At 35.5% G+C, this 25932-nt stretch carries 37 protein-coding genes; 35 read left to right on the top strand and 2 right to left on the bottom strand.

The features are described 5' to 3' along the window. The first annotated feature begins 162 nt into the window (after positions 1-162). On the top strand, positions 163-537 hold the full coding sequence (locus LO754_RS11400; protein WP_231784336.1) for a hypothetical protein: 375 nt from the start codon (positions 163-165) through the stop codon (positions 535-537). Between the two features lie 65 nt (positions 538-602). On the opposite strand, the gene LO754_RS11395 is transcribed toward LO754_RS11400, so the two are convergent. Both LO754_RS11395 and LO754_RS11390 read right to left on the bottom strand, forming a co-directional pair. After that, positions 603-770 carry a hypothetical protein gene (locus tag LO754_RS11395; RefSeq protein WP_231784335.1) on the bottom strand — a complete coding sequence of 56 codons (168 nt, stop codon included), beginning with the start codon at positions 768-770 and terminating at the stop codon, positions 603-605. Positions 771-785: 15 nt separating this feature from the next. Then, on the bottom strand, positions 786-1043 hold the full coding sequence (locus LO754_RS11390) for a helix-turn-helix domain-containing protein (protein WP_231786314.1): 258 nt from the start codon (positions 1041-1043) through the stop codon (positions 786-788). A 415-nt stretch (positions 1044-1458) separates the two neighbouring features. Between LO754_RS11390 and LO754_RS11385 the strand changes: the two genes are divergently transcribed. The 34 genes from LO754_RS11385 (at position 1459) to LO754_RS23760 (ending at position 25931) form a co-directional block, all read left to right on the top strand. Then, positions 1459-2343, top strand: coding sequence for a hypothetical protein (locus LO754_RS11385; protein ID WP_231784334.1), 885 nt, complete (start codon positions 1459-1461; stop codon positions 2341-2343). Positions 2344-2456: 113 nt separating this feature from the next. Beyond that, entirely contained in the window at positions 2457-2618 is a 162-nt protein-coding gene (locus tag LO754_RS11380; protein WP_167397359.1) for a hypothetical protein, read from the top strand. A 127-nt stretch (positions 2619-2745) separates the two neighbouring features. Next, entirely contained in the window at positions 2746-2907 is a 162-nt protein-coding gene (locus LO754_RS11375) for a hypothetical protein (protein ID WP_167397359.1), read from the top strand. A gap of 77 nt (positions 2908-2984) precedes the next feature. After that, positions 2985-3185 (top strand): hypothetical protein, encoded by a 201-nt coding sequence (locus LO754_RS11370; RefSeq protein ID WP_107896512.1) that lies wholly within the window; start codon positions 2985-2987, stop codon positions 3183-3185. Between the two features lie 9 nt (positions 3186-3194). Then, on the top strand, positions 3195-3428 hold the full coding sequence (locus LO754_RS11365) for a pilin (protein ID WP_229386680.1): 234 nt from the start codon (positions 3195-3197) through the stop codon (positions 3426-3428). A gap of 53 nt (positions 3429-3481) precedes the next feature. After that, positions 3482-3901 carry an ATP-binding protein gene (locus LO754_RS11360; RefSeq protein WP_231784333.1) on the top strand — a complete coding sequence of 140 codons (420 nt, stop codon included), beginning with the start codon at positions 3482-3484 and terminating at the stop codon, positions 3899-3901. Between the two features lie 5 nt (positions 3902-3906). Continuing rightward, entirely contained in the window at positions 3907-4884 is a 978-nt protein-coding gene (locus LO754_RS11355; RefSeq protein ID WP_231784332.1) for a hypothetical protein, read from the top strand. Further along, positions 4871-6271: a toprim domain-containing protein gene (locus tag LO754_RS11350; RefSeq protein ID WP_231784331.1), complete on the top strand. Its 1401-nt coding sequence runs from the start codon at positions 4871-4873 to the stop codon at positions 6269-6271. The genes LO754_RS11355 and LO754_RS11350 overlap by 14 nt, the downstream gene beginning before the upstream one ends. A gap of 26 nt (positions 6272-6297) precedes the next feature. Then, a complete protein-coding gene (locus tag LO754_RS11345; protein ID WP_231784330.1) occupies positions 6298-6723 on the top strand; it encodes a hypothetical protein in 426 nt (141 codons plus the stop codon). 60 nt (positions 6724-6783) lie between these two features. Then, entirely contained in the window at positions 6784-7905 is a 1122-nt protein-coding gene (locus tag LO754_RS11340; RefSeq protein ID WP_231784329.1) for a hypothetical protein, read from the top strand. 102 nt (positions 7906-8007) lie between these two features. Beyond that, a complete protein-coding gene (locus tag LO754_RS11335; protein ID WP_231784328.1) occupies positions 8008-8346 on the top strand; it encodes a hypothetical protein in 339 nt (112 codons plus the stop codon). A 59-nt stretch (positions 8347-8405) separates the two neighbouring features. Beyond that, complete coding sequence (locus tag LO754_RS23455; protein ID WP_255702563.1) at positions 8406-8531, top strand: hypothetical protein; 126 nt, start codon at positions 8406-8408, stop codon at positions 8529-8531. A gap of 55 nt (positions 8532-8586) precedes the next feature. Next, positions 8587-10782, top strand: a complete 2196-nt coding sequence (locus LO754_RS11330; RefSeq protein WP_231784327.1) for a VirD4-like conjugal transfer protein, CD1115 family — start codon at positions 8587-8589, stop codon at positions 10780-10782. A 5-nt stretch (positions 10783-10787) separates the two neighbouring features. Beyond that, entirely contained in the window at positions 10788-10931 is a 144-nt protein-coding gene (locus LO754_RS11325; RefSeq protein ID WP_231784326.1) for a hypothetical protein, read from the top strand. 21 nt (positions 10932-10952) lie between these two features. Then, a complete protein-coding gene (locus LO754_RS11320) occupies positions 10953-11699 on the top strand; it encodes a type IV secretory system conjugative DNA transfer family protein (protein WP_231784325.1) in 747 nt (248 codons plus the stop codon). 41 nt (positions 11700-11740) lie between these two features. Further along, a complete protein-coding gene (locus LO754_RS11315) occupies positions 11741-12448 on the top strand; it encodes a flagellar assembly protein FlaJ (RefSeq protein ID WP_231784324.1) in 708 nt (235 codons plus the stop codon). A 30-nt stretch (positions 12449-12478) separates the two neighbouring features. Next, the gene (locus LO754_RS11310; RefSeq protein WP_231784323.1) at positions 12479-12724 is read left to right on the top strand and encodes a PC4/YdbC family ssDNA-binding protein; all 246 of its coding nucleotides are present in this window, start codon (positions 12479-12481) and stop codon (positions 12722-12724) included. Further along, a complete protein-coding gene (locus LO754_RS11305; RefSeq protein ID WP_231786379.1) occupies positions 12703-12915 on the top strand; it encodes a hypothetical protein in 213 nt (70 codons plus the stop codon). Before LO754_RS11310 ends, LO754_RS11305 begins: the two co-directional genes overlap by 22 nt. Beyond that, positions 12908-14011 carry an ATPase, T2SS/T4P/T4SS family gene (locus tag LO754_RS11300; protein ID WP_231784322.1) on the top strand — a complete coding sequence of 368 codons (1104 nt, stop codon included), beginning with the start codon at positions 12908-12910 and terminating at the stop codon, positions 14009-14011. Before LO754_RS11305 ends, LO754_RS11300 begins: the two co-directional genes overlap by 8 nt. Positions 14012-14030: 19 nt before the next feature. Then, the gene (locus LO754_RS11295) at positions 14031-14771 is read left to right on the top strand and encodes a hypothetical protein (protein ID WP_107896523.1); all 741 of its coding nucleotides are present in this window, start codon (positions 14031-14033) and stop codon (positions 14769-14771) included. 292 nt (positions 14772-15063) lie between these two features. Beyond that, positions 15064-15810 (top strand): hypothetical protein, encoded by a 747-nt coding sequence (locus LO754_RS11290; protein ID WP_231784321.1) that lies wholly within the window; start codon positions 15064-15066, stop codon positions 15808-15810. Positions 15811-15968: 158 nt separating this feature from the next. Next, positions 15969-16163 carry a hypothetical protein gene (locus LO754_RS11285; RefSeq protein ID WP_107896524.1) on the top strand — a complete coding sequence of 65 codons (195 nt, stop codon included), beginning with the start codon at positions 15969-15971 and terminating at the stop codon, positions 16161-16163. A gap of 6 nt (positions 16164-16169) precedes the next feature. Beyond that, positions 16170-16580 (top strand): putative type II toxin-antitoxin system PemK/MazF family toxin, encoded by a 411-nt coding sequence (locus LO754_RS11280; protein WP_231784320.1) that lies wholly within the window; start codon positions 16170-16172, stop codon positions 16578-16580. A gap of 14 nt (positions 16581-16594) precedes the next feature. Then, positions 16595-16816 carry a hypothetical protein gene (locus LO754_RS11275; RefSeq protein WP_229386701.1) on the top strand — a complete coding sequence of 74 codons (222 nt, stop codon included), beginning with the start codon at positions 16595-16597 and terminating at the stop codon, positions 16814-16816. A 166-nt stretch (positions 16817-16982) separates the two neighbouring features. Next, positions 16983-18062, top strand: a complete 1080-nt coding sequence (locus tag LO754_RS11270; protein WP_231784319.1) for an S-layer homology domain-containing protein — start codon at positions 16983-16985, stop codon at positions 18060-18062. A gap of 72 nt (positions 18063-18134) precedes the next feature. Continuing rightward, complete coding sequence (locus tag LO754_RS11265; RefSeq protein ID WP_231784318.1) at positions 18135-18746, top strand: hypothetical protein; 612 nt, start codon at positions 18135-18137, stop codon at positions 18744-18746. Then, a complete protein-coding gene (locus tag LO754_RS11260; RefSeq protein ID WP_231784317.1) occupies positions 18721-19167 on the top strand; it encodes a hypothetical protein in 447 nt (148 codons plus the stop codon). Before LO754_RS11265 ends, LO754_RS11260 begins: the two co-directional genes overlap by 26 nt. A 56-nt stretch (positions 19168-19223) precedes the next feature. Next, positions 19224-19532, top strand: coding sequence for a hypothetical protein (locus LO754_RS11255; RefSeq protein ID WP_231784316.1), 309 nt, complete (start codon positions 19224-19226; stop codon positions 19530-19532). A 53-nt stretch (positions 19533-19585) separates the two neighbouring features. Then, positions 19586-20215, top strand: coding sequence for a hypothetical protein (locus LO754_RS11250; RefSeq protein WP_229386704.1), 630 nt, complete (start codon positions 19586-19588; stop codon positions 20213-20215). A 98-nt stretch (positions 20216-20313) separates the two neighbouring features. Continuing rightward, positions 20314-23001 (top strand): pLS20_p028 family conjugation system transmembrane protein, encoded by a 2688-nt coding sequence (locus LO754_RS11245; protein WP_231784315.1) that lies wholly within the window; start codon positions 20314-20316, stop codon positions 22999-23001. Beyond that, a complete protein-coding gene (locus LO754_RS11240) occupies positions 23001-23315 on the top strand; it encodes a DUF5592 family protein (protein ID WP_231784314.1) in 315 nt (104 codons plus the stop codon). The genes LO754_RS11245 and LO754_RS11240 overlap by 1 nt, the downstream gene beginning before the upstream one ends. A 1-nt stretch (position 23316) precedes the next feature. Then, the gene (locus LO754_RS11235; RefSeq protein ID WP_231784313.1) at positions 23317-23955 is read left to right on the top strand and encodes a hypothetical protein; all 639 of its coding nucleotides are present in this window, start codon (positions 23317-23319) and stop codon (positions 23953-23955) included. 21 nt (positions 23956-23976) lie between these two features. Next, positions 23977-25392 (top strand): type IV secretion system protein VirB4, encoded by a 1416-nt coding sequence (locus LO754_RS11230; protein WP_435892026.1) that lies wholly within the window; start codon positions 23977-23979, stop codon positions 25390-25392. 23 nt (positions 25393-25415) lie between these two features. Then, positions 25416-25931 (top strand): hypothetical protein, encoded by a 516-nt coding sequence (locus tag LO754_RS23760; protein WP_435892025.1) that lies wholly within the window; start codon positions 25416-25418, stop codon positions 25929-25931. The last annotated feature ends 1 nt before the right edge of the window (position 25932 follow it).

Genomic DNA, 25932 nt, shown 5'->3' with positions numbered 1-25932 from the left:
AAAGAGTCATTTCGTGACCCCTACCTCGTTCTAATCATTCGCGAGGAGCGTTCGGTTGTATGATTAACTTTGAAGTGCTTGTAATAGAGATGTTAGCGGAGACATGTTTAAATATTTCACATATATATATTAAAGAAAAAAAGAAAATAAAGGGAGTGTATTATGACTCAACCATATCGGCTAAGTCCAGGTTCAATACAACCACAACCCCAACCACAACATCATTTAAGTCCAAGTTCAATACAACCACAGTATATAAATCCAAGTTCAATACAACAACAACCGTATTATCCACCGTATCCACCACCATATCCACCGTTATATCCGCCACCATATCCGCCACCATATCCACCACCGTATCCACCACAACCGACTGGTGGTGGATGTACTCAAAAATGGGCAACTATGAAGTTAAGAGACGGAAGGACTTTAAATGTATTTGTTACTTCTATTGATGCCAAAAGTTTAGGTGGATTTCTTCCTAATAACCAACAAGTAGCAATAGATTTAGATGAAATTACATTTATGACTTGTTAAAAATAATTTACTCTAAGAAGTAAAAAGCCATCTTATCTAAGATGGCTTTTTGTCATTAATGAAGGTCATTTATTTTTGTCTTTATTCTCTTTTTGAAGCAATAATTGAACAGTTGTATTGTTATTTACAGCCTCAGTTAAAAGTCCAAGAGATTTATCAAACTTCCAAAAGATCAACAAAAACGCCACTATAGGAAATCCTACGGTTGAAATCGCTTGAATTAGTCCTTCCATACGCCATACACCCCCTCATGACGAAAATTCCAACTCTTTATCATCCTTAGTTAAAAGCTCAATAAAATCTGTAATAATACTTTGAAAAGTATCTTCCTTACTCATTTTTATATACTTACTATTATTTTGGATGTCCTCGCGATACAAATTAATAATTTCTGTCATGGCAGCTTGATCCCCGGCTTTAGCCAAAGTAATTAATTTGGCTAATTCATCGTTTGAAAACATCAGGACCGAAACGCAGCTGATAGATTTTTTACCTTTAAACAGCATCAATCAAGCTGGGTATCTCTCCAGCATTTGATATGACCAAAAGCTGAAGCATGTTTATGGACCACCAAAAACATCAGGTACCTATAAATTTGTTCCTTATGAACGAATCAATCAACTGGTAACTCTGTAGCACACAATCCGGCCAATACCTGAAGTTTTTATGACCCAAAAAATTCCCTGCCTTTACGGTGAACCTTTGTTACACTAGGTTTTTGGACTTTTCTTGGACTTTTCTTGGACTTTTTCTGGACTTTTCTTGGACTTTTTTTGCGAAAATCTGTGCTAAAGTATTAGTATCAGAAGATTAGGAATTACAAATAAACAACTACATCTATGATAAATCAAGATCTTTCCTATATAGGGAAGGTCTTTTTCTCTTCTGATCTATTTTTAGTGAAAAGGAGGTGAGTAGAAAATGAAGGACCTTACGAAACAACAGATTTATGGTTATGGTGCTGAGCCTGTACAAATTTCAGACGTGTTATCCTATGTAGAAAGTAGAAAAGAGGCATATGGGAAAAAGCCAAACATTAAAATTTTCATGTATGGTGATGCTGGAAAGTGGCATGTGGATGCTGGTGTTCACTATAAAGGACATAAGGGTAAAGAAGAGTATCAACCTTTTCTATTAAAAGCATATAAGCAGTATGGACGCGCTGAAAATTATGTAAAGGCTCTTGCTAAGGAACATGGTTTTTCATTCGAGGGACTTAATCAAGAACTAACAGATGAAAGCATGTGGTTACAGTATCAGAAACGGATATACGGAAGAGATACATTAACAGACAACCTAGAAGACGAAATGGCGAAGCATGGTTCAGAATTAAAGCAGACGATTGAAACATATGTGGTTGGTGATGAAAAGGAGAAAGCGTTTCTATCCAAACAAGAGCTTGAACAAATGTTAAATAATCATTTTACACGCATCGAAGAAAGCATGGCAAGTTTACTTAAATCCAATGAGTTACAGAATAAAAAATCATTCGGTCACTATTTAGTGGAGATGAAGAAGCAACTGAAGGACCAAAGTCAACATTTTAAGGACAGTATCATTGAACGTACTACAGTAACCAAACAAAAACTGAAGGACAATGCAAACGATTTACTGAATAATGTTCGAGATGGTATCACAGAAGTAAAAGAATCAGCTAAAAACACTGTGAAACAGGCCATTATCAATATGAATGAACATTTAAAAGATTTTTCTACAGCGATTGATCAGAAATTATATGAACATGAACCTGTACAACTTGAAAGAAAAAGTAATAAAGCGATGGCTGCACTGGAGCTTGAACGATAGGGACTCACCAAAAATGGTGAGCCCTTATATCTTGGCACACACAAATAAATATTGCGAATTCAAAAGAGGATGCTAACCTCTTTTTTTTATTGCCTTAAAAGGAGGTGAAGGATTTGAATAACTACAAAGCAGAAATTACGTTAGTTATCATTGTACTGGTTCTATTCGGTAGTATGGTAGCATTCTCAACGGGCATAATTGATCCGTTAATGGCAAAAATCGGAGCAGGCTGGACAAAGATGGTAGACAACGTGTTCAGTGGGCTAGGCATTTAAATAATCATATTATTTTCTTTTAAAGTTCGACAGGCAGCTTAGGACATGACCGGAACTAAATAGGATGAACTCAGAAGAGGGCGTTGTGCACTCTTTTTTTTTATGCCATTAAAAGGAGGTGAAAAATTTGAATAACTACAAAGCAGAGATTACGTTAGTTATCATCGTACTGGTTCTATTCGGTAGTATGGTAGCATTCTCAACGGGCATTATAGATCCGTTAATGGCAAAAATCGGAGCAGGCTGGACGAAGATGGTAGACAACGTATTTAGCGGATTAGGTATTTAACAAAGAATATTCTTTGTTGAATTTAGGGAGCAGAAGATATTAATCTTCTGCTTTTTTTTATGAGAGGAGAGTAAGAATTGACACAAACAGATAGAAAGCGTCTAAAGGCTAAACCAGACGGTTTTGTTGAAATGGAATCGTTAGTAAAAGAAATATTTGCGGCACAAGAATTGTCATATTTTGAATGGTTACATCAACAACATCAGGCATGTGTATTGGATTTCAATATAAAGAATAAAGGGAGCATCGCTTCATTGGCTAAAGATAAAGAAAGGTAGGGATTCAACATGGATAATGCCATTACGCTTATTAATAATATTGCAACTGACGTACAGAAATTTGCTCCTGCAGTAGCTGGCTTGGTCTTAATTTTTATTGGACTAATCTGGATGTTTGCTAAAGATCCGCAAAAGAAGGAAAGTGCACAATCTTGGCTAATGAATGTATTCATCGGATTTGCCATTGTTTATCTAGCTGCGTCTTTTGTTGCTTGGATGACAGGAAAAGTATCAGGATTTTAAATACCTAGCTCAACAACGTAATAATTTAATTTGTTAAAAAGGAGGAGTTTGAAATGTCAATAGAGTCAAATGTAAAATTCCTACAAACAGCATTGAATGCTGGTGAGAACGTAGTTATAACAGGTGGAGTAGGTACTGGTAAAACATATCTATTGCAGAAACTCGAAGAATATTTAGGTCAAAATAAAAAGGTCAAATATTTTACTGGTGAATCCAATAGTATCGAGGATGTAATAGCAGAAGTTAACGAAATTCTTAAGAATAATGAAGATGTCATTCTCTTAATTGATGAAGTAAATAATTTAGTTAATGCAGGCTTTTCACTTAACTACATCAATCCAGCTACGCGAATTGTAGCAGCTATACAAGTATTCGATCCTCTAAAAAAACTAGGTATGGAAGAACATTTCCATCATGTTATTAATTTAGATACTCATGAAGTAAGTGCCCTATCTAACAAAGGATATGACTAAATACCATGCTGCGAAAATTATTGATTCGTTTCAAGGATGACGGTGATTACTTTAGAGAAATTGACGAAGAGCGAAATTATTTTTTTACCGAAGCTGAAGAAATTATTGATAGGATTCGAGACAGACTTATAAAAGAAAAAAGAGAAGCCTCCACTAAGTCTTTTGAATTTTGGCTTGATGGACAATGTTTAGTCATTAGCCAAGTCCATTTTGACAAAAAAGAAAGTCTCCAAAAGCAATTAGAACATACAATTCTAACATTCGATAGTTGGGAAGAAGACATACGCCATAAGTATGTCAATACTCTAAAGAGTTATGTTGAGGAAGAAAAGCAGCTGTTCATCAATAAAGAATTTGTAACATTTGTGATTCGCTATGATCAACTCTTTGGTATTTCTACCTTTGCACCATTTCCAATTTGTTTAGATACTTCACAATTGAATCAAATATATGGAACTATGCAGCCACTTGTTAAAACAGGTTTTTATTCAGAATTAGAGCAAATGATGGCAGCAATAAAAACTGCGTTGGAAAAGGTAATATATGATGCTGGAAAAAATCTAGACGGTGCAGAAAAAGATTTTCTTCAACAACAAAAGTTGTTAGAGGAAAAAGTGAACACCTTGCTACAAGAGGAGACAATCTTTAAATCATTTACTCAATATGCCGGAGCTAGTTTTCAGTCTGTAGGAAAACATCGCATCGATGCATTATGCCCTAATTTTAAACTGTACCAAACTTTACAGCTGACGCTGTTTTCAACTTTTGTAGAAAAAAACAGCTTTGCTGAAGCGTACGAGATACATTTAACGGTTACTTCTGCTTTAAAGGAAAAATACGATGCTATTTTGACACAAGGCTTTGCATTAGCCAATGATGAAATGATTGAATCTCTTGTTCTAAATCCAGTTTTACAGCAGTTTAAGATAGATATTGAACAGCAATTACAAAGAGATGAGGTGAAGGAGGATGAGCCACAATAAATTAATTTATCAAGATATAAATGAGATGTTGGCAGAACTGAATGCAAAGGATCGTGGCCGATATTTTATTTGTACTTGTCCAGAGTGCCAGCAACAGGAAGCGTTTATTTATAAGAACAATATGAATTTTATTCAATGTAATCGTGAAAATACCTGTGGTGAGCGTTTTATTTTAACATATGAGGAAAAGGAGACTGAAATCTCTTATTCTACTGAAAAAGAAAAAAGTAAAGGTCTTACGGTTAAACAAGCTAAACAATTGGATGAGTTTACATCGTTAATTAATCATGTTCTACACAATATAGAAAGTGATACATTGGACAATGGCTATCGGGGTCTTTCACGCTCAACAACTACACCGTTCATTGCTGATTTTTCGAAACCAGAAGGCGTAAAATTAATGTTTGATTATGCGAATGGGCTATTACCGAAAAATTATGCAGATAATGATTGGATGTGTCAAAGAAATCTTGTATTACCTCTTTTCGAGGAAGATGGTCGTGTGGGTAGAATATTATTACGTTCATCAATCAATCCGAACCTTGAACCTAAAGAAATCCAATTAATTGTTAATCCCTCAAATGATGCGAGGGATTTTTTTGTGGATATTCCTGAAGAATCACAAACTATTGTGATTGGAGAGGCAATATTAGACTCTCTATCATTTCGTGAAGTAGATGAACAGGTTGGGATTATGGCGTTAACTGGTTCACGTAAATACAAAAGTCTTTGCAATTACATCAAAGACAACAAGGAAAAATTACGCCAAAAACGATTTCTTGTTGCAATGGATGATGATGCTGCTGGCTATAAAGCTGCAAAAGAAATAAGTAGTTGTCTCGAAGAAGAACAAGTTGATTATCAAATTTTTATATACCCTGAAAATTGTAAAGACGGTAATGATTTTTTAGTAAAAGAGACAGAAAAGTTCCATCGATATTTTCAGTTTTTTGATAAGAAATTTGAAGTAAACAGCAGGAATTACATTGACATTAAGAAGTCGATGCAGCATGTAGTTATATGTGATTCTAGATTAGATGCCTTATCATTCCGAAGTGCTCATCCAGAGTGTGGTGCATTGGTTTTAGAGGAAGAGGGAAAAGTTGATTTTAAAGAACCAATCATGAAGTTACTATTATCCAAGGAATTACAACAAAAAACGTTTATTTTGGCTATGCCACATACAACTGAGGGCCACGAAGTAACGAGAGAATTGATTGATTTTTTTAATAATATGGATTTGAAATACAAAGTTTTCGAATATCCTGCTGATACCTTATCGCCATTAGAATTTTCAGTGGATGATCCTAAGTGTTTCAAGAAATGTGTTGAGCAACAATTTTTCAAAAAAGAACATCCAATGCAGAAAGTTCCATATGACCGGTAAGACACAGGAAAGGAGAATTTTATCCCATGACGATTTTTTTAAGGTGGCTTATACCGCCATTGGCAGTCGTAGTTTTTATAGGTTTTATTGTCTATGGGGCAACTATCCAAAATATATCGACACGTACAATGGCTGAAACAGAAGTTACATTGGAAGCTGCTCATGTAGGTGCAATTCGTACACATCTTGATGAACAGGGTCAACTAGAACAGGATGCTTTGTATTTAGACAAAAATGAGTTATTGGAAAATTTGCTTGCTGAAATAGCAACAACTCAAAAAAACCTTAACTATAAACTTCAAGTAAGTTACGTTTTTGTAGATGCTGCAAGGAATGCAACAACCATCGATAAAGATATTCGGGGCATTCAGTACCGAACGCAATATATTGATAAAGATGGCACAGTGAAGGGAACTGCCGAACGACACTTAACATTGAATGAAATGGAGTAGGCACTCGCCAATTTTGGTGAGTGCCTTTTACTTAAAAAGGGATGGGGGTGAATCACTAACATGTCAAATCTAAAAGGTGCAGTTTTAGCTATGGCACTTTGGGTTGGTGCAGTGTTTCCTTTCTTATTAATGTTAGGAATAGATTCCTTTCAACAGCGTATTTATCTGAGTACAACAGAAAAAGTAGCAGATCTTGTGAGGCAAGAAGGTGGCGTTTCTAATCAAGTAATTCAGGTATCAAATAAATTAAAAAACAAAGGTTACACAGTGACCTTTTCAAAATCAGGCCTTGTTCAGTTTGGAGAAGAAGTTGTCATTCGCTATCGGTATGAATATCCAAATGTACGAGGCAAGCAAACGTTAGATACACAAAATAAAGTAGTAATTACTAAGCGTACTAATGGCAAAAGTGGTGGCAGTAATCAGGAAGATAATACTAATATTCCAAAGTCATATGTTATAACTACCGCTGAATCTCTTCAAGCCAATAATGAATATACCTATACTATTCCAGGGTTAAAAAGTTTAGTAGAAGTTACGTCAAATACAGGTACGGTAGAGGTTGTGCGTGTAAACGGTGAAAACGTAACAGTTAAATTATCTAAAGGAGCAGTAGCTAGAACAATTCAAACGGGAGGTAAATACGTCCCTGCTGATACCAAATTTGTCACAGAACAAAAACGAGCTTCGTATAATTTAAATGGTTATAAAGGAACTTTACAACTGTATGAAAGAATTCCAGCAGCGTCCAAAAAAATAATAGATTATGAAATTCCTTTATACGGGAAAATAGATTATTCATGCAAAAATGGTGCTTGGGAAAAAGATGGTCTTTATATAGCATATAACAACAATTTTTGGTATACGGATGACGAAGGATATGTTGGTGGCATTGGGAAAGATTTTGGTGGTACTACACAAAAAAAAGAAACCTTAGATTTAATGGATGTATTAAATAATCCAAATATGTTTGATGATTTTGGTAATTTATATTATTCAAATATGGAAGTTAACCTCAAATTACCATGTAGTAAAGAGCTATACAGTGAAGAAGCTGAATACCTTAATGATCAGGAGCATTTAATTGCTAGAGGTAGTGATAGAGTTGCAGGTAGTATGGTCTATAGTGGTACGGTTACTAGACCTGAAGTTACACTCTATCAAGGCAATGTAACAAGGTAGAAACAGATACTCGAACTTACAGTCACTATTATCAATATGAATTAAGATTTGAATATCATTAATAACTTTTCATATTGAACAGAAAGGAGTGAAATATTTCGTATGTCTAACCTAAAAGGTGCCATTTTAGCCACAGTGATTTTTATTGCTGTGGTTTTCCCTTTTCTACTAATGATCTCTATTGATACTTTTCAGCAACATGTTTTTCTGAAGGTTACAGAAGAGGTTACAGAGCTTGTCAAAGAAGAGGGGGGCGTATCAGAAAAAGTTGCACAAGTAACTAATCGATTAAACAGAAACGGATACACCATTACTTTCTCAAAGCCAGGGACTGTCAAGTTTGGGGAAGAAATTGTCATTAGGTATAAATATGACTATCAAAATGTGCGTGGTAAGAAAAGGTTAGATGTTCAAGATAAAGTCGTCATTATGAAGCGATAGCTGGAGAGACTTGAACGTTATCTGAATTAAAATTCCGAAATATGTAGGTGGGAAAACCGATGAAAAAGAAACTACTAACGCTATTGTTTTTTCTATGTGTTGCTTTTGTAGCTTATGTAGATATGGATAACAAAGATATAGCTCCACAAGGAGAAGAACAAGCAATCAAACACGTTCGGATGTAGCAACTACATCTAGGACGTGTTTTTTGTTGGAATTTTAAAGAAAGGAGAAAGGACGATGTATGAGACAAAATATTTAGAGCGTTTAGCGCAACCTAAAATGCTGCTTTTGTTTTCCGTCATTTATTGGTTTGTCATGTTTTTTGTTGCGAATTTTGTACTTGCATTCCTTCAATCCATACTGCAATCGATTCAACAATTCAAGGAAGATCCAAAGAGTGTATCTTTTTCGATGGATTGGCTAAGTATCTTTGATTTTCAAACAAGTTGGATGCCCTTTTATATAGGATTTGCAATTATTTGTGCTATAGGATTTGTGAAATTCCTTTATAGAATCCGTATGAACTTTGTGAATCTAAATACAGGGCAGCACGGTACAAGTGAATTTGAACAAGTACGCGAATTAAAAAAACAATACAAGATTATACCTGCAGCAACTAAGGAATATGACGGTGACGGTGGCGTGATTATTTCAGCTTTACAGGAAAAAAGGCGTCCGTATCGTCTTTTAATTGATGAGGGACCCATTCATACAATGGTGATTGGGATTACAAGGTCAGGTAAAGGTGAAACCTTTGTATTTCCTATGATCGATGTATTGAGCCGAGCTAAAAATAAGCCCTCGTTAGTTGTGAATGATCCAAAAGGGGAGCTTGCAGCAGCTAGTTATGACACGCTAATAGCTAGGGGTTATGAAGTTCATGTATTTAACTTGATTCAACAGTACATGGGCATGGGTTTTAATCCATTACAACTAGTAGTAGATGCGTGGAAATCAGGAAATACGAGTTTAGCCCAGCAATATGCAAATAGCGTAGCGTTTATGTTATACAATGATCCATCAGCAAAGGATAAGTTTTGGTCAAACTCAGCTCAATCATTGGTGACTGCAATCATTTTGGCATTGACTGAAGATGCCCTTGCTACAGGTAAAGAGGAAACGATTAACTTATATTCTGTGGCTAATTTCCTTTCTACACTTGGAAGTGACAATGATGATGAAGAGGGCACAAACGCACTAGATCAATTCTTCCAAGCTAGAGATGAAATCAATCCAGCGCGAATGATGTATGCAACAAGTAACTTTGCTGCTGGAAATACACGTGCAGGAATATTCTCGTCTGCAATGGATAAATTGCAAATTTTCACATTAGAACCTAATGCGAAACTAACAAGTTACAACAGTTTAGATTTAACTGAAATCGGATTTGGCGACAAACCAATTGCGGTCTTTATGGTAACGCCAGACTTCGATAAATCAAACCATGTTTTAGCAAGTATCTTTGTGAGTCAAATATATCGAGTAAATGCTGAAAAGGCTACGATGAGTCCAAGTGGCAGAATGAAACGTAACGTTCACCTTTTGTTAGATGAATTTGGGAATATGCCAGTAGTAGAAGGAATGGACGGAATGGTGACTGTAGGCGCTGGTCGTGGGTTTAGAATCCATTTAATTATTCAAGCCTATTCTCAATTAAAGTCATTGTATGGCGATGATGCGGATACGATTATTGGTAACTGTTCCAACCAAATTTATATTTTAACAAAAGATAAAGCAACAGCTGAACAATTCTCAGCATTAATTGGGACAAAAACAATTACTGATATTAGTCGAAGTGGACAATTACTTTCTACAGATAAGTCACACAGCGAATCTGTTAAAGAGCGTGCGTTACTAATGCCAGATGAGTTAATGAGACTCAAAGAGGGCGAATCAGTAGTAGTGCGAGCCAATAAACGACAGGATAATGAACGTAATAAAATTGAGCCTAAGCCAATTTTTAATAAAGGCATTACAGCTGCTAAATTCCGTTGGGAGTATCTAGCTGAAAACTTTGATAATAGTAATTCAATATTATCACTACCAATTATGTCTACTCAGTATCACAATTTAAAAATGTCTGATATGGTCTTTACTTCTAAAAGTGAAAGAGACCTTTATGTATGCATGTCTTCAGCAATGAGTACAGCCGAATTTTCTAATTTGACAAAATGCCTTTATCGGGCCTTACCAACTACTGGTGACTACCTAGATGAGATTCCTCAATGGTCATTTTTACAACTTTTTAGTTATCTTGCATATGCTACGACCATTCCTGTAAAAGAAGTTCAGTATAGTATTTATCCAATCTTGAAAAAATACTTGCCAGATCAAGTTCTAAAAGAATGGAAAGAGATTATTCAGGAACAACGAGAAAATATTCAAGATGATACAGTGATGGCCATTCAAAAAATGATTACGGAAGGGAGCTAAGAAAAGTGTTTGAACAGGTACAAGAATTGAAAAAACAATATCAAATTATTCCGGCTAAATCAAAAGAATTTAATGGTGATGGTGGCGTTATTATTTCAGCCTTGCAAGAAAAATTGCGTACATACCGTCTACTAATTGATACTAGGTAAAGTCATACGATAGTTACTGGAATGACACGTTCAGGTAAAGGTGAGGCTTTTGTATTCCCTATGATTGATGTACAAAGCCGAGCAAAAAATAAGCCCTCCTTAGTTATTAATGATCCAAGAGGAGAACTGGCGAATGCAAGTCATGACACGTTAGTTGCTCGTGGTTATGATGTTAAGATTATCAACTTAAATCACCAAAGAGAAATGGATATAGACTTAACCGGTGTAGGATTTGGAGATAAACCAATCGCCATTTTCTTGATTTCATCAAAATATGATTATTCAATCAGTATGTTAGCCAGTAAGTTTATGAGTCATCTATTTCGCGCCAATATGGAAAAGGCGCAAATGGATTCTAGTGGTAAAACGAAACGCACAATCCATTATTTATTAGATGATTTAGGTGATATGCCACCTATTGAAGACATGGCTAAGATGGTTGAAATTGGAGCTAGTAGAGGATTCAGATTTCATTTGATCTTTCAAACAATTTCTCAGTTAGAATATTTGTATGGTGATGATGCAGACACTATCGTTGGCAACTGTTCAAACCAGATTTATCTTCTCGGTCCTGATATTGAAACAATTGCGGGATTGCCACATGGAGAAATTATGCACTTGAAAACTGGTGAATCTATAGTAGTACGGGCACGTGCCAAAATGCACCAGGGAAATTCAACTGGAACTAAACCAATTTACAATAGAGGCATTACTGCAGCAAAATTTCGTTTTGAGTATTTAACAAAGGACTTTGATAATAATTATTAAACTTGAAACAGAAAAATTCACTTGGAGGGGGTTATTGGAAGATGTTTAATGAGTTACTAAAGGAAAGCTTACTTGATGCTCATTTGGATTTCTTTAGAAAGCCGAAAAAAAAGTTTTTTATTCAGCGAATTTTATATGGTGTCATTGTATCTATGCTCTTTGCAATGATAATCATGGTGTTAAAAACACCGATATGGTTAATTGCTACTCCAGCTACCTTTTATCTAGGATGGAAGTTTGCTTATTTTAAATTGCTATACACAAAAAACAATATTGATGTAAAAAATTCATTTCTATTTCCACAGTTCCTACAAAGTTTCATTGCTTTATTGCCTAGTTCGGGGAATGTCTATCAAACATTAAAAACAACAGTGAATTATACCCCCGATCCATTAGATAAAGAGCTGGTCAAACTAATAAAGAAAATTGAACAAGGTAATGATCGAAATGCCTATTTAGAATTTGCAGAATATATAGGTTCCAGCGAGGCTTATATGGTTATGAATATGATTTACCAATTTAGTGAACAAGGCGTAGAAAAGGAATCAATCCAGGAGTTAGAACGATATATCCAAAACCTTCAAGAAAATAAGGTAGATGAATTAATTCAATATAAGATGAATGCGAGCGATAAGTTTGGTTTATTTCCAATCCTTATATCGCTTTTTTTAGTGGGCGGATTTGCTGCTGTAATCTTCTTACACTACATGAGAGATGTAACAGACGCATTAAATGTCATGCCTAAATGATTTTAGTAAAAAGTAAAGGAGGAAGGTGAAATGGCTAATGAAACAGTTGGGAAAACATATGAAATTGTTGAAAATGTAGCACTCTTACGGACTGCTAGTGATACAGGTTGGACAAGGGAATTGACAAAAGTAAGATGGTATCACAAGCCAACAACCATTGATATTCGCTGGTGGTCCCCTCAAAAAGAGAAAGCTGGAAAAGGCGTTTCGCTCACGATGGAAGAAGCTCAACTATTGTTTGAGGGATTACAAAAATGTTTGATTCCCAATCAATAAATAAAGAAAGGGAAATGAAAATGCACATTGAAACGGAAGGGTTAATCATAATCGAAGCCAGGGGTGAAGTTGCATTAAAGCATCTCGAATTATTAAAAAACGTCGAAGAAAATCATGCAGTCAGGATTAATACAAATACTTGGAATAATCAGCGTCTTGAATCTATTTTAGGAGGTTTAAAAAATGAATGATCAAGAACTTCAAGAAAAAAGGATTAATGAAATATTAGATAATAGCTTTCTAGGGCCACTTTTAAAAATCGAAAGCATTACAGATATTAAGTTTAATGGTACACATTTACGGATTCAAGACAATGAAAAAGGACGATATTTAGCACCAGATCAACCGTCTGAAGAGATGGTAAAGACGCTAATTAAACAAATCGCAGATGTTCAAAAAAGCACGTTCACTTATACAGAGCCACAACTTGATACAGAGATTGGTATCCTGCGTATCAGTGCTACACATAGAAGAATTAGTCCAGATGGTACTACATTAGCAGTTCGTATCTCTCGTCCACGTCTTGCTATTGAATCTATTGGAAATATAATTTCAGGAGATTATACAGACATTGAGCAATTATTTAAGGTACTCATGTTGGCTGAAAACAACTTAGTCATAGCAGGACGAACAGGGTCAGGAAAAACAGAGTTTCAAAAACTATTAGTAGGTTATACAGCTGATGATGCGAATATTGTTCTGATAGAAGATACACGTGATAGCCACATAAAAGCACTTTATCCCGAAAAAGATATTTCAAGTTGGAAAACGGTACCTGGTCTATTCGAAATGTCAGATGGTGTACAAGCAGGATTACGTAATAATCCAGATTGGACGATTATTGCAGAAACACGCGGGAAGGTATCAGCAGATGTATTAGATAGTGCTAAAACCGACCATGCCATTATTACAACTGTTCATGCTAAGGGAGCTATGAATATTCCATCTCGCTTAATTCCAATGATTCGTCAATCTCCAGCTTACGCCATTATTGATGATCAATTAATTGGTAATGAAATTGTAGAGTTTTTACGTTTTGGTTGTTATCTACAAGGAACAAGGACTAAAGAAGGGAAAACAATTCGAAGAATCAAAGAGTTAGTAGAATATACGGATTTTACTTCAAAAGGTGCAACAGGGAATTATGTATATCGAGAAGTAAAAGTAAGGGATTCAGAATCAGGAGAATACCGTACAGAACAACGATTCCATAAGTTATCAGAGAAAACATTGACAGAATTAGAGGATAAAGAATTGATTCATTTAGTACCTGATGTTTTTAAATAGCAAAGGAGGTTATTGAGAAATGAAACAACTTTTAAAAGAAGCACGTGTTCTATTTTATGGTTGGGAAATCGTGTTTTATTTACTCTTATGGTTCTGTGCGAACTATCAGTTTTTCTATCTTGCTTCGAAAGAGCGTACCCTAAGTATTATTGTTGGTTGCATAGGTGCTCTCTTTTTCTTTATTGTATTTACTTTGCAAAATCGTAAATTAAAGAAATATCAAATGCATTTAAGTGAGCTTTTAAAGTATGTCACAAACATGATTTTCTTTCTTCAGACAGGTGAAAATGTGCTTCATGCATTTAAAGCAACTAAAGCGACTGTTCATCCTGACTTGCAAAAAGTGATAGAAGTCAGTATTGAACAACTAGAAAAAGAGGCAGAATTAAAAACTAATCAGTTTGAAAAGTACGATTTTCCAACTTTAGATCAGTTTCATCAAAATCTAAAGATTAAATATGAGCATGGTGGTAATCCAGATGACTTATTTAGCCAAATACACAAAAACATGATATTTGAGCTAAAGAAACGAGATGAATTATACCGTAAACGCAAAGGTTTCGCGATGGCCGTATATATATTACTTGGCATGGTCATGGGTATTCCAATTATGCTACGCTTTATTGTCGGTGAACTATGGGATACGTTTTTAAGCGTAGGTATACCAGGTATAGGCGTGTTGCTGGCAACCCAAGTTTTTGCCTTTTTAAACCTCTATTTCTTACAGAAAAGAAGTGTGGATATATCAGTGCGATTCTAAAAAAGGTGGCTTAAAAACAAATGGGAAACTTTCTAGAAAAAGCCAATTTAATACTATTTAATCTAGTAATAAATATCGCACAGGCAGCATTGTTGTATTCAAGTCTGGAGTATTACTTGAATGAAGCAATAGTTCCAGCTATTATTAGCTTTTTGTTTTTGTTAATTTTGGTTATTTTTCAATGTTATCTGATTGTTACATTTGTAGAGCAACACAGAATTTGATAGGAGGATTAATTCATCAATACTTTTGTAAATGAATGTTATCAAAAACAAAGAAGGATGGTGATAGTATGAGAGGTTTATCCGATTTAGAAATATTAGGGTTGACTGAGCTTGTAAAAGGTGAATATGGGAGAGCATATGAATATACAAGTGGAGATGAATCTGAACTTTGTTTTAAAAGTACACTAGGGAACGAATTAAGAGTAAATTTACAGGACTGTGATTTAATTGAGAATCGTGTGTTACTTCATGAGCTTGGCAAATTAGCTAAATGTCAGATTGAACAGGAGGGGATTGGGGAAGGTGATTGGAATAGAGCAGCCGAATTAGATATGATAACATGGTATATCTACGATGATTATAAGACGGGAAATAAATTTTTTGAACAAGTGTTAAAAGAAGCAATTCAAGAAGAGTTTTTCTCAGATAATCATTTAAGATGTACTGTAATGCTTTTAAAAAAAGAGGCTGAGGCGCTATATTTTCAATCGTATTGGTATGATTATAAAATAGATATTTCAGGTGAAAACCATAATGATTTTGTGGTTGAAGCTTGTCATCGTTACAAAGAAGAAGATTGGAAAAATATTGGTACGTTTGATAAACAAACTATTTTAGATAAGAGTTTCTACCAAGCGTTGGAACATAGTGAAGGTTTATTAGAATTCCACCAATTAAGAGAGCAGTTAAAAAAAGTAATAAAAGAAAGCGTAGAAGAAGTAACAAAGCAAGGTGTTGAATTACAGGACGGGAGAGAAGAAACAAAACCTAGCGGGAAAAAATCGAATAAAATACTTAGGGAAATAGAGCGATAATAAAAAAGGATTCTCCAGATAGGGGCATTCTTTTTTTAAAGTCTATTTATTATTTTTTAAATGTTTTTATGTACCTTTTTCTATTGCAATTAGTTTTGTTGATATTATCAACAAAAGATGTTATGTTTAACATAACAACTTAAACAGGGGCGTATGTTATGTCTAAACAGAAAAAAGCTTTAGAGGATATGTCTATTGAAGAACTTACAGCAGAACTGAGCAAAGTGCATAAGCAAACTAAATTTAAAGCAGAAAAAGTGAAAACTGATGAAAATGGTACAATCCTTCTGGACCCTACAAAAAAAGATGATAGAGAGTGGTATGAGAATGATGAGGATTATGATTTGGTGTGATTTCGCATGACGAATGAAAACGAATTAGAAAATGGTGAAGTGTATATCGGTTTTGTTCGGTATATAGAGGATATTGATAATGACATTAATCCTAAGGGTAAACTTCGACCAGTTGTTATTTTTCAAGATCCGGAAGAGAATCAGCTATTTGCATGTAAGGTTTCCAGTCGTATTGATAAAGCATTGGAACGAAAAAATGGTTATATCATTCAAGATTGGCAAGAGACAGGGCTTAAAAAGCCCTCCATTGTTGCCTGTAATAAGGAGAACATTCGTGAAATAGTGAAAACTGATGTACACGACTATGTGGGACGATTAACAGATAGGGACATTAAAGGTATGTTAGTAAAACGTATTAAGATGTCTAAACTTGAATATAAAAAAGAATTAGAAAAGAAAAACAGCATAGAACGTTAAGGAAGTGGCGTTGTTTGGAAAAGGTGTATTTGAGTCAAACGGACATTGGGAAAATGACAGAAAAAGTTGGATGGGGTGATCAGCGAAAAATAGCTGTATTAAGATCCCGAAATCAATTTCCAAAACACGATGTCCGTATTGGCAGTACTAAAGGTTGGAAGAAAGAAACCATCGATAAGTGGTTTAAAGAAGTAGTAGAAAAAGATTTACAGAAAAGAGCGGAAAATAATCTGTAAATAGTGAAGGACTCGCCAAAAATGGTGAGTCTTTTCATTAAATATATATTGCTTAATTTTCCATATTTGGTATAATATACTTATAGAGAAACTTCCTATTTAATAGTTATTCATTTGAAATATAAATAAGGTAAAAAATTTCCATTTATAGAAGGAGGAAAAGAATATGCGAAATAAATTATTTATGGCGACTTTAGCAGCTGCAATAGCTGTTCCAGTGATTGTGGCACCTGTACAAGCGATGGAGGTGGCTCAAACAAATATAACGGACTTTAAGGATGTACCGAAAAGTCACTTTGCTTATACAGAAATTATGGCAATGAAAAAAGCTGGTATTATTAATGGATATGATGACGGTACATTTAAACCTCTTGTTGGTATTACACGTCAACACGTAGCAGCATTAATTTCACGTGCGTTACCATTAGAACCGATTCGTGAAGCAACGACATTTAAAGATGTACCAACGTCTCATCCGTATTATAATGACATTCAACGTTTATATCGCGCTGGTATTATCGATGGATCTAACGGCAATTTTAATCCATCTGCGTCATTAACACGTGCTCAAATGGCTAAGATTTTATGTTTAGCTTTTAATTTGGAGCCAAAAACAGGTTACATTTTTACAGACGTTGGAGCAGATCATTGGGCGAAGGATTATATTGCGACACTGTATGCAAGTGGTATTACAACAGGTAGTGAAGGTAAATTCAACGGAAACGAAACCGTAACACGTGCACAATATGCTGTGTTTTTATATCGTGCTTTAAATCCTGATAAAGCACCCATTCCTGAGAAGCCATTGAACCCAGACCCTGTTAAGCCAGCAGAACCAACAGAACCAACAGAACCAACAAAACCAACAAAACCAGATCCGAAACCTATCGATCCACCAACATCATCTAATACTCTTCCAGATGTTAGTAAAGTAACACCTCCAGTTGGGTGGGACGAAAATACAAGTAAAGAAATCGCTACAAATGTACAAAAAGAAAAATACAAGGATATAAACTCGGTTGGGGTTCCAGGTACAACTAGTATTAATTTAAAGTCTACAAATGATTTGGAAAATCGTGTGAAATTAATACTTGATAGTCTTAATAGTAGAGATGAAGCAAATCTCACGTATGAACAATTTGTCGGAATCATTAATGATGTTGTTGAGGATGGAACGGTATATGAAGGCGGTTCCTATGCTATTTACTATAATTACAATACAGGAAAACTTTGTATTGCTAGATGATTAAAATATTGAGATGAACGGAAAAAATGACCTCCGTTCATCTTTTTTGTTTGAAAGAAAAGGAGAGTAAGAATGAAAATATTAAAGAAAATATTTGCTGTTGTTTTGCTTACCTTTTTGTTGCTTAGTTTGTTGAATCCATATCATTCTAATGCAACAGCAAAGTCATATGAAAAAGATACAAACAATAAAGAGGAAATTCATGATAAAAAAACTGACCCTAAACCTGAAGAAATGTATGAGGGAAAATGGGTTGATTTAAGAGTTCGTGATCAGTTAGGAATTATAATGCTTGACGAACCAAAATATCCGAAATCAGCCAATGACGTAATTAACTTAATTACAACTTTACCTGATGAGCATACTGGTTGGAGTGCCAAAACATATTCTTGTGAACAGTTTAGTAGATGGGAATTTGCGGGATATGACAAACAAGGAAATCCAAAATATGATGAAGTACGTTGGACTGAATGGGTAGATGGTGATGAGCATAACACTGATGACAAATACAGAGAATATGATGCTGCACTGTATATTGATCAGATAAAGGAAAATTATCAAGATAATTCTCGACACCCTGAAACTGCAGGTATTGATTTTACAGGAGCGAGAGGAACTGTTTGGGGTAGTGGTATCTATTGGTCTGTTTATCAAGAGGATGCACGTACTTTGTACAGCTGGTAATCAATCATATTTTTACAATGATAATCTCATTTTGATGGAAGGTCGAGTACAAATTCCTGAACCAGATCCAACCGATTCCATCGAGGCTCCAAATCGAGATGCTGAAGGAAGTGCAAAAGGACACGCCTTTTGGGAATTAAGACGTTATGATGAAAAAGCTAGAAGTGGCATCTATATAGAAAGTGATTTTAAAATTGCTGGGGATCATTATGCCACGCGAAAACCAAAGCATAAGGTATCTGTAGATGGTAAAGCTGTAGAGCAAAGTGAATCGATAACTATGGAAATTCCTGATGCAATGCCTTTAAAGGGGAAAAGTTTAAGTTACGAATTTAGTTACGAATATACTAATTTCTATAAAGACATTTATACATGTACAGATTCTAAAGATGGTACCATTGTTATTCGTGGACATTTGTAGAACGTATTCCTGATTGGAGCAAAGTCAAAACTTTTACACTTTCAGATTCGATTAAAATGGACCACTCACAACAAGATACTGTGAAAGCAGTCACAATGGATGAAATACTTGCGAAAAAGTGGGTTGTAGGCCGTAAAGATACTTATAGTCCTTCAAAAAAATCAAAAGTGTACCATGAAAAATATAGTCGTGCTGAAGGGAACAAGTGGAAAAACGAAGTGAAGTTAAAAACACAAACTACGTTGCCAATGACACCAGGTAAGTTGCTATATTCAGTAGAGTTACCGTCTGATACCATAAGGATGGAAATTTCTATCCATTACTCAAAAAACAAAGCACCGGAACATTTAAGGCAGCTGAATTAGATGAAAGCCTTCAGGATGAATTTGCAGAAGGTGTACAGCTACAGCAAAAGGTAATGGATGATAAAGGAACATCAGGAGAGCAGCGCCAGTTTGAAGGGGAATTTGTCTCTGATCTATTTTTCACGACATCAGGAACCGGCTTTATGTCAGGCTATAAATATGCGAAACAAGTACAGGAAGCAATAGTAAACGGTCAATCTCTTCCAAGTTTTGAACAAGTAGTTAGAGAAGGAGCTGCAAAAGGCGAAGCAGAATTCGCAAGTTTTACAAATGGGGTACCGTTTAAAGACGATTGGGTCTTTACTGAGTCTGAAGAGGACCTAGAGAAACTTCAGCGCTATGCATTACCAATTTCACCATATTCAGAACTGCAACCTAAAGAAACATATAAAAATAAATTGGAACTGGTAGACATGGGACTAAGTGATTTACGTTTTATGTTTGATCAATCTTTTAGTTTTGAACATTTTTTATTTGGTTCAGGCTATGATGATGCTTGGATTATTGAGCAGCCAGAATCACGTTTTCCTGTCGAGCAATATGAGACAGTTGAATTAACATATGAACAGGTTCAGGCATTAAAAGAAGCTGACCGTACAAGACCTCAAAATAAAATGCATAATTTCCGATTTGTAGATCGTACCTTCCCTGATAAAGTGAAAGAAATTAGGGGAGCACAATAAATTTAAAATTTATCATTTTTTACAAGGATTCACCAAAAACGGTGAGTCTTTTTTATTTTCATAGCTAAGGTTAGAAATAATGAAGGGAGGAGCCGATAATGGATGATAATGAAATTATTGAGAAGCATAAGATACTTGATTCAATCCTGCATCAAAGTGACGGCTTTCTTTGGCAAGATATATTTAGAGCTTTAGGAAGTGGCATCGTCATTACACTGGGTTGGTTGAATCAGTTACTAGAAGACATAGTAACGAAAATTATTACACTTAATGATTTTTACTCTACTGGTGCAGTAGGTGAATTTATGGATAAAGCGCGACCATTGATATGGGTCGTTTTTTTTATTGCTTTAATTATATTGGGCTTCCAGTTCATGACGAATAAAATTGAAAAACGTAATGAAGTACTACTGAATATTATTATGGCTGTTTGTTTTATTGTTGTGATTCCAGATTTAATGTCCAATATGGATGAAATCATAGATGTAGGGATCGAACAAATGAATCCTGAAAAGCAAACCCTTGCTAGTAATATGGTTAAAAGTAACGTAGCAGATATTCTTTATTATGCTGAACATGATTTTCAATTTTCGAGTAGTACACGTGGAGATGAAAATAGCCCTCCACGCCCTGCTAGTAAAGAAGATAGCTCGATTGGAACAACCGATTATACTTATGCAAACCGTTTTTCTAATACTTCAGCTTTACATGTACCTTTCATGCAAAAACTTGACCTACATGAAGATGACGGATGGCTCTTTAAAGAAGATTGGGTGAAGCAATTAAGCGATGACGCAAAAGAAGTTTTATCTACAAAATCTGTTCCAACAGGCGTTGGAGATGGCTATCAAGTAGAGGAGCTACAAAAGAATGCTGTACCAATGACGAAAATTGGCCGTGAAACCTACTATCGTTATCATGTAAATTGGTTGCCTTTAATTGTGTCATTGTTGGTTACTTCGATTGCTTTAGGGATCACAGTGATTAAAATTGGACGAGCTATTTTTGATTTAGCTTTTCATCAAATTTTTGGCATGTTCATTGCTGCTAGTGACATCACAGGTGGGCAGCGAACGAAGAAAGTTTTAGTGGAAATGCTTAATACCTTTGTTGTGATATTTATTATGACCATGTTACTCCAACTATTTATCTTATTTGTAAATTGGACAAATGGTTTGAAAGCTGAAATAGGGATGCTTGGTGTGATTCTATTAATGATTGCTGGAGCCTGGGCATTGATAGATGCCCCTGATATTGTACAGCGCATGCTTGGAATCGATGCAGGATTGCGTAATGGCTGGCAAGCTATGATGGGAACATATGCAGGAGGCAAGGCATTGAGTGCTGGCGCTGGCGCAGTTAAAAAAGGTTTAGAATCAGTTGGAGCTGCCACAGTAGGGGGTGCCAATATGATGAAGAGAGCTGTCGAAGGAGTGAGTTCAGAAACACCGGAAGAGCTAAGGAATAAGCAAGGAAGTCGAGTTGCTGTGCCAGAAATGCCTGGTAATACAAATGGAAATGATATTCAGAAAGCTGAAACACAGGGGCAAATTGGTGATTTAGGTGAATCGTTAGAGCCTTTACCGCCTTTCAATGAGGCATATTCGAATCAGGTAGCTGCAACAATGCAAGATTCTGAACCAATCCCATCTACCATTAGTGAACCTGCTTCAGAAGGTATAAATACAAGAGCAGGACAAGTAGAATCTCAACAAACAGGTATTCCAAGTCAAGGAAGTCATGGAACGAATCTAAATAGCAACCAACTTCAAAGGGGAGATTTATCGTCTCAAATGAATCCATCTGAAAAAGGTGCTACACAATCTCATGGAGATGTTCAATCAGGAGTAATTTCTCGTCAAGAAAGTAATCCTATAGCAGCAAATGGTGAACCTAGTCCATTGAGCAGCTCATCAACAAGTCAAAGTGGAAATGTTCAACAAGGAACAATACAACGACAAGAAAGTGAGTCAATTCCAGCTAGTGGTGCTCCTATTCAGTCAAGTACACCAGGAGTGATAACACCATCAAGTACAGGAAATGGTCAAACAAGACCGACACCGCGCCAAGAAAGCGAACGAATTTCAACAAGTGGAGTTCCAACTCGTGAAAGTACACCAGGGGTGACACCGCCATTAAATACAGAAAGTGTTCAGCAAAAAGGACCGGTACCACCGCCATTAAGTACAGGAAATGTTCAGACAGGTTCGACACCGCGCCAAGAAAGTGAACCAATTCCACCAGGGGTGACGCCGCCATTAAATACAGAAAGTGTTCAGCAAAAAGGACCGGCACCAGCGCCATCAAGTATAGGAAATGGTCAAACAGGGACGTCACAACGCCAAGTAAGTGAACCAGTTCCAACAAGTGGAGTTCCAAATCGGCAAGACAGTATAATCATTCCGTCAAATACTTCTGGAATGACGTCAGCAAGTCAAGAAAGTGTAACACAACGTCCTGGATCTGGATTGAATAGTTCTAGTGGACCAACAAGTGGTACAAATACAGTCCGACAAGAAGCGAGAGTGCCAGTAGCAACTGACGCAGGAGCCGTACAAGTTAATTCAACACCAAAAATTGAACGAGCTAGTTACGGACATAAACAAACGGTCCATCCAAATACAATTGTTGGTGGAAATCCATCTGTACAGCGGTTGAGAGAGCAAGTCACAAGAGCAGGTAATAGTGGTTTTACACTTGGGCAAAACATTAGACGTGTGGCTAACTCTGTTAAACCTTCTGATAAAAAAGAAAAAAGAAATAATCAAGGGAGTGATCATAAATAATGTATGAAATCCCAAAAGAGATAAAGTCAAAACCTCAAATTGTTGGATTAGAAATAAAGGAGTTAATCATTTTATTGGTTAGCTTCTTTCTTTTTTTTACGGTATTACGAGATTTAGTGCATGGCATTTTAGTAATTCCGTATTTACTGGTCGCTGGTAGTGCATTGTTTTGGATGGTAATGCCCTCTAGGAATAATCCACGCCTTAAAAATTACATGTCTCTTTATTTGTATTTTAAACAGAACAAATACACCTATCATGCGATAGATAGCAAAAAGATAATCAATGATTACTTATATAGAGAGGAGGAATAACGTGAGTAAAGAGGAGATTAAGCCTATTATTGTGCCCTCCTATACAGAGGAGAAAAAAAGTGAAAAAAGCCTTTTAGGAAAAGTACCCTTTCTTCAAAAGAAGAAAAAATCAAAGAAAAAAACTGTGAAAAAAGAACAGGTTTTACGCAAAACACCTATGGTTATGCCATTTATTGATATAACAGAGGATTATATAGTCCAAAAAAACTGCGTCATGGACATTCTTAAAATCACACCAAAAGATGAACATTCTTTAACAGATTTAGATTTACAGCGTCTAGTTTTAGAAAAAGTTCGCTTTTATCGAAGCTACTTTACAGCGCATAAAGTTGTAGGATTAAATTTCCCATCGAACACAGAAAAGCAAAGACGATATTGGATAACAAGAAAGGAAAAAACCACAGATCCACTGCGTCTACGCTTTATTAATCGAAAAATATTTGAACTAGAATTTGTGGAGCGTGAACGAGCGAATCGTGAGTTCTTCTTGTTTATTTATGCTGAATCCCCGCAAATTTTAGAGGATGAGAAAAAACAAGTAATAAGAGGGCTACGACAATCCTTCCCCTTAGAAAAATTATCAATTGAGAAGAGACAAGATATTTTATTTATAATGGCCAATCAAAATTCAAAATTATAAGTGAGAGGAGGAAATTTGATAATGAAGTTACTGGATCGTGTTAAGAGAGATAAACAGTCAGATACGCTGAAAATCAATAAGCAAGAAAAAAAATTTAATCCAGCCTTTTTAGCAGCTATACAGCCTCAAGGTGGTATTCAGTTCAAGGATAAATACATCCAAAAAGGAGATGGCTATGAAGCTTGTATCCACATTTGGGACTTCCCAACTTCTGTGTCAAAGCTATGGTTAGAAAAAATATTCTCCATGCGCGATGTAATTGTGATAATGGATACTGGAACAATGCCTAAAGATGAGACAGTGAGTGCCATCAATAAGAGTATGTTAGAGCAGACTGTCCGTTTTTCAAGTAGTAAGCAACAATCTCAGAAATTGGATGCACAAAATAGTTACCAAGAGCTAGAGAGACTCTATCAAGAAATTTCACAAATGGGTGAGGTTGTAAAGCTTGTTGACATTCGTTTGTTTGTACATGCAAAAACCATTCATGAGCTGGATCAAAAAGTACAGACAGTTCAAACAGATTTAATATCGTATGGATTTAAAGGGGGCTTTTTCCTAAACGAATCAAGTTGGGAGTGGCAATCCCTTTTTGTTTCTTATGAGGAGCAACAAACGTTTCCTAATAAGCGAGAAGGGAAAGGCATACCAGCGCTGACGTTAGCAGCTGGCCTTCCGTTTCATTTTTCTGAGCTAAATGATCCGAGAGGTAGTTATTTAGGGACAACATTTAGTGGGGGGAATGTGATTTTTGACATTTTTCATCATGATAAAAAACGTCGTTTTTACAATGCAGTAGTTGCTGGAACGATGGGGGCTGGGAAGTCAACATTACTTAAAAAGCTCACAATGGATAATGCTTGTCGAGCTAATTATATTCGAGGCTTTGATGTAACTGGTGAATTTAAAGTATTAGTGGATGAGGCTTTAAGTGGTCATTACATTAGCTTGGATGGCAGTCAAGGAATTATTAATCCATTGCAAATTTATCGTGTGAAGGATGGGGATGATCAAAAAAGTGAAGAGCTAAGTTTTATGCAACATCTTTCAAAAGTATCAATATTTTATCAATATTTAGCTGGTTATCCATCTAGTGAAGACCTTGAAGAATTTAAAAAAGTATTACGTTCATTTTATGTATCATTAGGATTTGAAGAAAAAATGGAAACGACAGGTGTTACACAATTGTCAAATGAAGAGTATCCAATCTTCAGTGATTTTTTACATTTTATACGAGAAGAATTGTATGAAAATATTCAAAAACGTATTATACGGTCAGAACTTTCCATGACTAGGGCCTATCGTTTAGAAAAAATTGAATTAGTAATTGATAACTTAGTTAACAGCTATGCCTATCTTTTTAATGGTCATACATCCATTCCATCATTCACAGATGAACAGGTTATCTTTTTCTCTGTACGTAACCTCATTGTATAGAAAAGAATATTTTTAATGCTCAGATGTACAGTGCATTAACATTAATTTGGGATAATTTAATTCAAATTGGAACACCACAGATGAAAGCACTTTATGATGACCCGAATTTCAATGAAGATGATGTATCAAATTTCTTTCTAGTATTAGATGAATCTCATACATTTATTAATTCTGAAAATTTATTAGCTGTAGATTTTATTACAAGGTATGAACGTGAAGCAAGAAAATATTTTGGTGGTATTGTACTTGCAAGTCAGTCTATACGTGATTATGTTCCAGAGCATGCTGATACAGAAACAGTTGCAAAGATTCGAACTTTATTTGAGTTGACACAATACAAGTTCATTATGCAGCAGGATGCTAACACATTAGATGCTTTACGAACAATTTTTGAAAAACAAATTAGTGAAAGCGAATTGGCAGAGATTCCGCAATTTGGACAAGGAGATTGTTTATTGTCCATCAATGGCGTTGGTAACTTAATGTTTACTGTCGAAGCATCAGATGAAGAAGTGGCCATGTTTAGAGGAGGAAGGTAAC

The sequence above is a fragment of the Lysinibacillus sp. GJ-1 genome, from assembly GCF_021166035.1.
In the GTDB taxonomy this organism is placed as follows: domain Bacteria; phylum Bacillota; class Bacilli; order Bacillales_A; family Planococcaceae; genus Lysinibacillus; species Lysinibacillus sphaericus.
This window is presented reverse-complemented; position numbering and strand designations above follow the sequence as displayed.